The 9,017-nt window shown below is 65.7% G+C and carries 10 protein-coding genes; 2 read left to right on the top strand and 8 right to left on the bottom strand.

Going from position 1 to position 9,017, the window contains the following annotated elements; translation table 11 throughout:
• Positions 1-200: 200 nt before the first annotated feature.
• From PAN31108_RS22655 to cobU, 4 genes are all read right to left on the bottom strand, one after another.
• Entirely contained in the window at positions 201-428 is a 228-nt protein-coding gene (locus tag PAN31108_RS22655) for a hypothetical protein (RefSeq protein ID WP_150671014.1), read from the bottom strand.
• Between the two features lie 301 nt (positions 429-729).
• Positions 730-1,824, bottom strand: coding sequence for a threonine-phosphate decarboxylase CobD (cobD, locus tag PAN31108_RS22650; protein ID WP_150671013.1), 1,095 nt, complete (start codon positions 1,822-1,824; stop codon positions 730-732).
• Positions 1,825-1,829: 5 nt separating this feature from the next.
• A complete protein-coding gene (cbiB, locus tag PAN31108_RS22645) occupies positions 1,830-2,810 on the bottom strand; it encodes an adenosylcobinamide-phosphate synthase CbiB (RefSeq protein ID WP_150671012.1) in 981 nt (326 codons plus the stop codon).
• A 53-nt stretch (positions 2,811-2,863) separates the two neighbouring features.
• Positions 2,864-3,430, bottom strand: a complete 567-nt coding sequence (cobU, locus tag PAN31108_RS22640) for a bifunctional adenosylcobinamide kinase/adenosylcobinamide-phosphate guanylyltransferase (protein ID WP_150671011.1) — start codon at positions 3,428-3,430, stop codon at positions 2,864-2,866.
• 40 nt (positions 3,431-3,470) lie between these two features.
• Between cobU and PAN31108_RS22635 the strand changes: the two genes are divergently transcribed.
• Positions 3,471-4,988, top strand: coding sequence for a cobyric acid synthase (locus PAN31108_RS22635; protein ID WP_370819715.1), 1,518 nt, complete (start codon positions 3,471-3,473; stop codon positions 4,986-4,988).
• Positions 4,989-5,080: 92 nt separating this feature from the next.
• Positions 5,081-5,704 carry a nucleotide-binding protein gene (locus PAN31108_RS22630; RefSeq protein WP_150671010.1) on the top strand — a complete coding sequence of 208 codons (624 nt, stop codon included), beginning with the start codon at positions 5,081-5,083 and terminating at the stop codon, positions 5,702-5,704.
• A gap of 165 nt (positions 5,705-5,869) precedes the next feature.
• Here the strand turns inward: PAN31108_RS22630 and panD are convergent, their stop codons facing one another.
• The 4 genes from panD to PAN31108_RS22610 all read right to left on the bottom strand — a co-directional run bounded on the left by panD (position 5,870) and on the right by PAN31108_RS22610 (position 8,712).
• On the bottom strand, positions 5,870-6,292 hold the full coding sequence (panD, locus tag PAN31108_RS22625) for an aspartate 1-decarboxylase (RefSeq protein ID WP_150671009.1): 423 nt from the start codon (positions 6,290-6,292) through the stop codon (positions 5,870-5,872).
• Between the two features lie 139 nt (positions 6,293-6,431).
• Complete coding sequence (panC, locus tag PAN31108_RS22620) at positions 6,432-7,268, bottom strand: pantoate--beta-alanine ligase (RefSeq protein ID WP_150671008.1); 837 nt, start codon at positions 7,266-7,268, stop codon at positions 6,432-6,434.
• A gap of 7 nt (positions 7,269-7,275) precedes the next feature.
• A complete protein-coding gene (locus PAN31108_RS22615) occupies positions 7,276-8,103 on the bottom strand; it encodes a segregation and condensation protein A (protein ID WP_150671022.1) in 828 nt (275 codons plus the stop codon).
• A 426-nt stretch (positions 8,104-8,529) separates the two neighbouring features.
• Positions 8,530-8,712, bottom strand: a complete 183-nt coding sequence (locus tag PAN31108_RS22610) for a DUF3460 family protein (protein ID WP_150671007.1) — start codon at positions 8,710-8,712, stop codon at positions 8,530-8,532.
• Between the last annotated feature and the right edge of the window lie 305 nt (positions 8,713-9,017).

Raw genomic sequence — 9,017 nt, 5'->3', positions numbered from 1 at the left:
TCGTCGTGCCGCAGTCGTCGTGCCGCAGTCGTCGTGCCGCAGTCGTCGTGCCGCAGTCGTCGTGCCGCAGTCGTCGTGCCGCAGTCGTCGTACGTTATGTCGAGCCGAACAGGCCCGGCGCGCAACGAAAACGGCATTTCGCGACCCTGCACACTGCCCGATGGACCGGAGTCCGAGACAGTGGCGGGCCCGGGCCTGCGTTAGTTCGAGGCGGGTGCCGGGGCTGTGGCACCTGCGTCCGATGCGGGGGCGCTCATTGCACCGCCTGCACCGCTGGCCGTTGCCGAGTTATCTGCCGGCGCAGCGGCCGGAGCGGATGCCGTCGTGTCGGCAGCCGGCGCAGCCGATTGATCTTCCTTCTTGGAGCAACCCACCGTCACGATCGTGGCGGTCAGAAGCGTGGCGAGCAACAGCGGCAGTTTTTTCATTTGGTCGTCCTTTTAATTGGGGAAAGCCCTTGCGAAAGAACCTTCAGTCTAGCGGCGCCCTTGGGCGATGACTGTGTGCATTTGTTGCAGAAATGCTTCAATTTGTAACGAAAACGTCGAGAACGCACGTCCATTAATATCGCGTAAGCGATCGCTGAGCGACACATCGGGATGTGGCCCCGGGCAACTTGCACCCGTTCAGAAGCATAACGGTGTTGTGCAGTTCCCGAAAAGCGCATTTGGGACGGAATCCGGGACAAATCGATGCAAACGGGCGAAAACCGGGACGACGCCCGCGAGATCAGCCGTTCGCCGTGAGACGCAATGCCGCACGCAACCGCTGCCACGCGTGCTCGTTCGGCGGCAAACCGAGTCGCAGGCTGGGCAGCACGTGTGTTGCGCCATCGGGCAGGCAAACCGGGCGGGCGTCGAACAGGCGTGTCCAGATGCCTGCCTGCGCAAGCTGCTCGTGCCAGCGGGGCGCCGATTCGTGAGGTGTCCACGCAAACAGCGGAGTGCCTAGCGCCGGCCAGCCGTATTCGCGCAGCAACGACAACAAGCGCTCACCGTCCCGCAACAAACGTTCGCGAGCCGCACGCTGCCAGGAGGCATCGCGCAATGCCGTTCGGACTGCGAATCGTGCAGGACCGCTGACGGTCCATGCGCCCAGCCGTTCGGTCAATTGGGCACCCAATGCTCCGGGGCACAACGCAAAACCCGCCCGAATCCCCGCCAGTCCGAAGAACTTGCCGACGGAGCGCAATACGATGAGGCCATGTCCATCGTCGCGTCCGACGTGCGGCGTCATCGACGCGTGCGGCAAAACGTCGGCGAACGCTTCGTCGACGATCAGCGTGCCGCCGCGCGAGGCCAATGCTGCGCGCCAGCGGGAGAGGGTTTCCCGGTCCACATGACGGGTCGTCGGATTGTCGGGATTGACCCACACGAGATGATCGACGTCGGGCAGACCGGCTTGCGGACCGAGCCATGGCACGAGCGTATGTCCCGCTTGCGCGAAGGCAGGGGCGTACTCGCTGTACGTGAGCGATGCGACGGCGACGCGTGCCGGTCGCAGCAACGTGGGCAGCGCCCGGATGACCGCTTGCGACCCGGCGCAAGGCACGACGGTTTCGACTGGCACACCGTAGTAGTTCGCCGCGACGTCGCACAGATCGTCGAAAGCGTCGGGCAGATCGCGCCAGGCGCTGGCGGGGGGCGTCGGCACGGGATAACCGATGGGGTTGATGCCGGTCGACAGGTCGAGCCAGTCTTCGCGCGCGCGATGGTATCGGCGTATCGCTTCACCGAGGTTGCCGCCGTGGCGCGGTGCGACCGGCGTGGATGTCGCGGACTGCGACGAAGCGGTAGAAGTCGACGAAGTCAGTGAGGCGGGCATGACGGTCACAGCGGCGTCGTGGGCATGGCGTCGGCCTGCGAGGCCGCGAACAGCGCGAGCGCGCCGCTCACGATCAGCCACATCCACATGGAACGGGAGATGAGCCGCCAGGCGGCCTTGATGTGTTGCGCGGACGGCGCCGTACCGCAGCCGAGCGGCGGGCGCGACTCCCACTCGCCGTGATAGCGCGCGGGGCCGCCCAATTGCACGTTGAGACTGCCGGCGCCGGCGGCCATCACCGGACCTGCGTTGGGGCTGGACCATGCGGCGGCCTGCGTGCGCCAGCAGTTGATGGCGCTGGCGACGTCGCCGAAGATCGCGTAACTCGCCGCCGTCAGACGCGCGGGAATCCAGTTGAGCACATCGTCGATCCGCGCGGCAGGGCGGCCGAAATACAGGAACTTGTCGGTGCGATAGCCCCACATTGCGTCGAGCGTATTGGCGAGACGGAACAGCACCACGCCCGGCGCACCGGCGATGGCGAACCAGAAGAGCGCACCGAAGATGGCGTCGTTGCCGTTCTCCAGCGTGGACTCGACGGCGGCGCGTGCGAGATCGGACGCTCCGGCGTCCTCCGTGTCGCGCGACACGATGCGTGCCGTCAAGGCGCGCGCCTGCGAAAGATCGCCCTCGCGCAGCGCGCGCGCAATGGGCATGACGTGCTCGCGCAAGCTGCGCGCCCCAAGCGCCGCGTACAGCGCGAGCGCCTGCCAGAGCAGGCCGCCCCAGCCGGGCAGAAACGTCAGCGCCCAGGCGATCAGCACCGGCAGCACCAGCATGATCGACCAGCCCCACAGGCCGCGCGTCATCGCACTGAATGGCTTGTCGCGTGCGGCGGGATCGTTGAGCCAAGCCTCGACACCGTTGGCGATGTAGCCGAAGCCGACCAGCGGATGCCAGCGGCGCGGCTCGCCCAGCCAGGCGTCGAGCAGCACGCCGATCAATGCGGCGAGCCAGAGCGATTCGGGAGCGAGTCCGGTGAGCATCGGCGCTTATCCTTTGTCTGTCTTTGCGTGCTGACTTTGCTTGCTGACGGTGTTCAACCCTTCACGGCCATCGGCAGGCCGGCGACCACGAAACGCACTTGCGGCGCCAACGCGGCCACGCGCTGGTTGAGACGCCCGAGTTCGTCGACGTAACGGCGCGTGACCGATCCCATCGGAATCACGCCCAGCCCGATTTCATTGCTGACGACGACGATCCTGCCGGGCAGCGACACCAGCGTTGCGGCCAGCGTGTCGACGACCCCTTGCCACTGCGCATCGCTGGCGGGCCCATCGGGATGATCGTCCGGCGGGCACAGCCATCCGGCGAGCCACAACGGCAGGCAATCGACGAGCACGCAACGCCCGTTGCGCGCGGTGTTGCGCAATGTCCCGGCAAGATCGCGGCCGACTTCCACCGTCTCCCAATGGCCGGGACGGCTCGCCCGATGATGCGCGATGCGCGCGCGCATTTCCGGCTCGTCGCTCACGGCAGCGGTGGCGAGATAGGTGACGGGAAGGCCGCTTTGCGCGGCAAGCCCCTCGGCGAACGCGCTTTTGCCGGAGCGCGCGCCGCCCAGGACGAAGGTCAGGTCGGGTGAGGTCGTTACAAGGTCGGTCATGGGCGATATTGTACGAGCGCCCGATGCGATAATCCGTCTCATGAGTGAAATCCCTGTCAAATTCGACGCGCCCGCGAGCGCCCGTCCTGCCCATAACGTCTATCGCGGCACCCTGATGATTCAGGGCACGACCTCGGACGCGGGCAAGAGTACGGTGGTCGCCGGTCTTTGCCGCCTGCTGTATCGCGAAGGCGTGCGTGTCGCACCGTTCAAGCCGCAGAACATGGCGCTCAACAGCGCGGTGACGGCCGATGGCGGCGAGATCGGCCGTGCCCAGGCGCTGCAAGCGCAGGCGGCGGGCATCGCGCCGCACACCGACTTCAATCCCGTGCTGCTCAAGCCGAGCAGCGACCGTGGCGCGCAGGTCATCATCGGCGGCAAGGTCATGGCCGATCTCGATGCGCGCGCCTATCACGAGTACAAACCGCGCGCGATGGCGGCGGTGCTGGCGGCCTACGAGCGCCTGCGCACGGGCTATGACGCCGTGATCGTGGAGGGCGCGGGCAGTCCCGCCGAGGTCAACCTGCGCTCGCGCGACATTGCCAACATGGGCTTTGCCGAAGCCGTCGATGCCCCCGTGCTGCTCGTCGCGGACATCGACCGTGGCGGTGTCTTCGCGCAAATGATCGGCACGCTCGCCTGTTTGTCCGACAGTGAACGGGCGCGTATCAAGGGGTTCATCGTCAACCGGTTTCGCGGCGATCCGTCGCTGCTCACGAGCGGCCTGGAATGGTTGGAGGACAAGACCGGGATTCCGGTGCTGGGCGTGCTGCCGTATCTGCATGGCTTGCATCTGGACGGCGAGGACATGCTGCCGCGCGAGCGTCACGCAGCGGCGGGCGCGCAGACGCGTTTGCGCGTGTGCGTGCCGGTCCTGCCCCGCATCAGCAACCACACGGACTTCGACGCGTTGCGGGCGCATCCGCAGGTGGATTTCCGTTACGTGGGGCCGGGCGAAGCCTGGCCGGCGAGCGATCTGGTGATTCTGCCCGGCAGCAAGCACGTGCGTGCCGATCTGGCATGGCTGCGGGCGCAGGGCTGGGCGCCGTCGATCGCCCGGCATCTGCGCTACGGCGGCAAGGTGCTCGGGATCTGCGGCGGTTTGCAGATGCTCGGGACGGCGATTCACGACCCGCTCGGACTGGAAGGCGAGGCGGGCACGACGGCAGGTCTGGGCTGGCTGGAGATCGAGACCACGATGGAGACGCAAAAGCAGTTGCGCGTCGTGGCCGGACGTCTCACGACGGGCGACGCCCCGGTGAAGGGCTACGAGATCCACATGGGCGTAACGTGCGGGGCGGCGCTCGCGCGGCCTGCCGTCTGGCTCGACGGTGACGTCGCCGACGGGGCGCGTTCTGCGGACGATCAGGTCATGGGCACCTATCTGCACGGGCTCTTCGATACGCCCGAGGCGCTGCACGCCTTGCTCACATGGGCCGGGGCGCGCGATCTCGACCGTCAGGACTACAACGCGCTGCGAGAGGCGTCGCTCGACCGGCTGGCCGATTCGTTCGCCGGGCATCTGGATTTGCCGCGCGTCTGGGCGTGTTTGCGCTGACGCTGCCCGGGCGATTCGGCGCACGAGCGAGAATTCGGAGCGTCATCCAGCCGTTGTAAGATGTGCGGAAAATCGACCTCGGGGAGTCTGCAATGCCGGTGATCGTGGTAGCGAATCCAAAGGGGGGCGTGGGCAAGAGCACGCTCGCGACGAATCTGGCGGGCTATCTGGCCGCACAGGGTCATGCCGTGATGCTGGGCGACACGGATCGTCAGCAGTCCTCGCGGGCCTGGCTGGGATTGCGTGCGCCGGCGCTGCGTCCGATCGCGACCTGGGAGGTCGATCACAGCGAGGTCGCGCGTCCACCCAAGGGCACGACGCATGCCGTTCTCGACACGCCGGCGGGCTTGCATGGCAAGCGTCTCGACTCGATTCTGAAGCTTGCGGACCACATACTGGTGCCGTTGCAGCCGTCGATCTTCGACATTCTCGCCACGCGCGATTTTCTCCAGAAGCTCGGTGAGGAGAAGGCGGTGCGTCAGGGCGACGTGCGTATCGGCGTGGTCGGCATGCGGGTCGATGCCCGTACCCGGGCCGCCGATCAACTCTCGCGCTATTGCGAGGAAGCCGGCCTGCCGGTGCTGGGCATGCTGCGCGACACGCAGAACTATGTGCAACTCGCCGCGCACGGGCTCACGCTCTGGGACGTGGCGCCGGGACGCGTCGCGCGCGATCTGCCGCAGTGGGAAGGGATTACGGCGTTCGTGGCGAAGTGAGCCTCGCAGCGCAGGCATGAAAGCAAAGGGACCCGAGAGGGTCCCTTTTGCATGATTGCGCATGATGTCGCATGACGGACGCGGCGGACCGAGGGCTGTCACCTCGCCGGAATCAAGTCCGCCGGAATCAAGCGGACACACGACGACGGCCAGCCGGCGGCAGCGTTACTTCGCAGCGCTTGCGGCTTCGAAGGCGCGGGTCTCTTCCCATGCCTGGAGCGGCACATGATCGCGCTCGCCCTTTTGTACGTTCTTCTCGTCGACGAACACCAGCTTCGGCTTGAAGCCGGCCAGCACTTCCTTTTCCTCGACCTGAGCGTACGACACGATGATGACGATGTCGCCCAATTGCGCCCGACGGGCCGCGGCGCCATTGAGCGAGATCATGCCGCTGCCACGCTCACCGCGAATGGCGTAGGTCGTGAAGCGTTCGCCGTTGTTGACGTTGAAGATGTCGATTTGCTCATTTTCGACGAGGCCCGAGGCTTCGAGCAGGTTTTCGTCGATCGCGCACGAGCCTTCGTAATGCAATTCGCAGTGCGTTACGGTGGCGCGGTGGATCTTCGACTTGAGCATGGTGCGGTACATGGCGTGCCTCTTGTGTTGCAGTGTCGCGCGCTGCGCGACCGAAGAATGCGTGCGCAATCGGCGGATGGCCGACACGCGCGCGACGTGCGTCTCAGGCGAGCCGCACCGGTGCGTTGACCTCGTGCGGCGCGCCCGGCGCTCAGATTTCGAGATTGTCGATCAGACGCGTCGCTCCAAGCCGGGCGGCGGCGAGCACCACGAGGCTCTCGGCCGGCGCCGCGCCCGGCGCGGGCACGCGCAGGTTCGCACGCTGGCGAATCGCCACGTAGTCCGGTTTCCAGCCGCGCTCGACGAGCGTCTTCATGGCCGTGGCCTCAAGCGCTGCGTAATCGGTCTTGCCGCTGTTCACCGCGTCGCGAATCTCGCCCAGCAGGCGGTACAACTGCGGCGCTTCGGCGCGCTCGGCGTCAGACAGATAGCGGTTACGCGATGACAGCGCCAGACCGTCGTCGGCGCGCACCGTCTCGGCGGCGATGATGTCGATGGGCAGCGCGAACTGACGGCACATGCTGCGCACGATCATCAGTTGCTGATAATCCTTCTTGCCGAAGACGGCCACGCGCGGTTGCACGCACGAGAACAGCTTGGTGACGACCGTACAAACGCCCTTGAAGAAGCCGGGGCGAAATTCGCCTTCGAGAATGTCGCCCAGATCATGCGGCGGCTCGACGCGGTATTCCTGCGGCTCCGGGTACATTTCCTTCTCGTCCGGGGCGAACAGCACGTAGACGTTTTCGCGCGTGAGCTTTTCAACGTCGTCGGCCATCGTGCGCGGGTACTTGTCGAAGTCTTCGTTCGGCCCGAATTGCAGACGGTTCACGAAGATGCTGGCGACAACCGGGTCGCCGTGCTGGCGCGCAAGGCGCATGAGCGACAGGTGGCCTTCATGCAGATTGCCCATGGTGGGCACGAAGGCGACGCGATTCTGGCCGCGCAACTGATCGCGCAGTTCGTGAATCGAGGGAATGACTTTCATGGGGCGCTCAGTTTGGGGTGTAAGTCAGGCGCACATAAATCGGCGCGAACGGCTCGGCCTGCGTGATTTCCAGCAGCGACTCTCGCGTGAGTTCGAGCATGGCGATGAAGTTGACCACAACGACCGGCACGCCGCGCGTGACATCGAAGAGTTCGGTGAACTCCATGAAACGCGCGCCTTGCAGGCGTCGCAGAATCTGGCTCATATGCTCGCGCACGGAGAGTTCTTCGCGGGAGATCTTGTGATGCTGTACCAGCTTGGCCCGGCGCAGCACTTCGGCCCACGCCGCGCGCAGGTCCTCTGCGTCGACGTCGGGAAAGCGCGGCTGAAGGCTTTGCTCGATGTAGACCTGCGAGCGCAGGAAGTCGCGACCGAGCACCGGCAAGGTGTCGAGCTTCTGCGCGGCGAGCTTCATCTGCTCGTATTCCAGCAAACGGCGCACCAGTTCGGCGCGCGGATCCTCGGCTTCCTCGCCGGTATCGGCTTTCTTGATCGGCAGCAGCATACGCGACTTGATCTCGATGAGCATCGCGGCCATCAGCAGATACTCGGACGCCAGTTCGAGATTGGTCCGGCGGATCTGCTCGACGTACAGCAGATACTGCTTCGTGACCTGCGCCATCGGGATGTCGAGCACGTTGAAGTTCTGCTTGCGAATCAGATACAGCAACAAGTCGAGGGGACCTTCGAACGCTTCGAGGAAGACTTCCAGTGCATCCGGCGGGATGTACAGGTCGTTCGGCAGGGCGAAGAGCGGTTCGCCGTAGAGGCGCGCCCGTGCTACGCCGTCAACCGTATCGGGCGTCGAGTCCTGCCCGTCGTGCGGCGCGGGCAGTTCTGTGGCGGTGCCGCCTGCGCCGGCAGGGCGAGGCGAGGCCGCCGACGGCGATGAGGCCGCAGATCCGGTGGCATCGCCGGCTGCCTGTGCAGACTGTGCCGCCTGTGCCGATGTGTTCGCGCTGGCGTCGGCGTGCGCCGCGCCAGATCCGTGCGTTGCGCCGATCGCGGTCGCCGGCGTCTCGTCCGGGTGGGCACGCTCGTCGCTGAGGCCGCTCTGCGCGTCGTTCCGGCCATCGCCAGACCCATCGCCAGACGCCTGCGCCGCCACTTCGGTCATGCCCGCAATGACGTGCTCAGGCACCGGCGCGATCTCGGGGATCGGGTCGGGCGTGGCGGGAATGGCCGACGGATCGTCGGGCGTGCTCGGATTCAATGCGGAACTCGGCAGGGAAGTGGCGAACGACTCGCCGGCTGGGTCGGTTTACTCGTTTTGGTACACGTACGGCTGTTGGGCCACGCGCGATTGCTGGGCGCGGCTACGCTCGTCCAGATCGATCGGTTGCTTGTCCCACAGCAGGGCGCGGCCCTTGCGTTGCTCCGCTTCCAGCGTCGGCTTCTCAGTCTTGAGTTGCTTGATGAATTGGGTGATGTCGGACTCGTACATGGTCGATTGCGTGAAAATTAGGCAAAAGCGGCACCGTCGAGACAGCGCCAATCGACGCAGATTCTACCGCAAACCCGTCCCCGTTCGACGTTTTGGCGGTTTCCCCGGTTTGGGGCACGTCAGCCCTTTCGCCTGTTTTCGGGACATCCGGGTGAACCTGACCCGCGGATATGTTCAAATACGACTCACATACGCTTCACGCGTTGCCTTGCTGAGCCTTTGTCAGGCGCCTGTTGCGCCACGCCAGCGAGCTTCGTGCGTCGGAGCAGAACTCACGGCACGCCGGACCACCGGCGGCGAATATT

Origin of the sequence: Pandoraea anhela, from assembly GCF_902459655.1 — a bacterium.
GTDB lineage: Bacteria > Pseudomonadota > Gammaproteobacteria > Burkholderiales > Burkholderiaceae > Pandoraea > Pandoraea anhela.
The sequence above is the reverse complement of the archived record's forward strand: the minus strand, read 5'-3'. Positions and strand labels throughout refer to the sequence as shown.

Coding starts and splice junctions, on each gene's coding strand:
- cobD (WP_150671013.1), bottom strand. CDS start 1,824: ATGCCCGCCTCACTGACTTCGTCGACTTCTACCGCTTCGTCGCAGTCC.
- PAN31108_RS22630 (WP_150671010.1), top strand. CDS start 5,081: ATGCCGGTGATCGTGGTAGCGAATCCAAAGGGGGGCGTGGGCAAGAGC.
- panC (WP_150671008.1), bottom strand. CDS start 7,268: ATGAAAGTCATTCCCTCGATTCACGAACTGCGCGATCAGTTGCGCGGC.
- PAN31108_RS22635 (WP_370819715.1), top strand. CDS start 3,471: ATGAGTGAAATCCCTGTCAAATTCGACGCGCCCGCGAGCGCCCGTCCT.
- PAN31108_RS22655 (WP_150671014.1), bottom strand. CDS start 428: ATGAAAAAACTGCCGCTGTTGCTCGCCACGCTTCTGACCGCCACGATC.
- panD (WP_150671009.1), bottom strand. CDS start 6,292: ATGTACCGCACCATGCTCAAGTCGAAGATCCACCGCGCCACCGTAACG.
- PAN31108_RS22610 (WP_150671007.1), bottom strand. CDS start 8,712: ATGTACGAGTCCGACATCACCCAATTCATCAAGCAACTCAAGACTGAG.
- cobU (WP_150671011.1), bottom strand. CDS start 3,430: ATGACCGACCTTGTAACGACCTCACCCGACCTGACCTTCGTCCTGGGC.
- cbiB (WP_150671012.1), bottom strand. CDS start 2,810: ATGCTCACCGGACTCGCTCCCGAATCGCTCTGGCTCGCCGCATTGATC.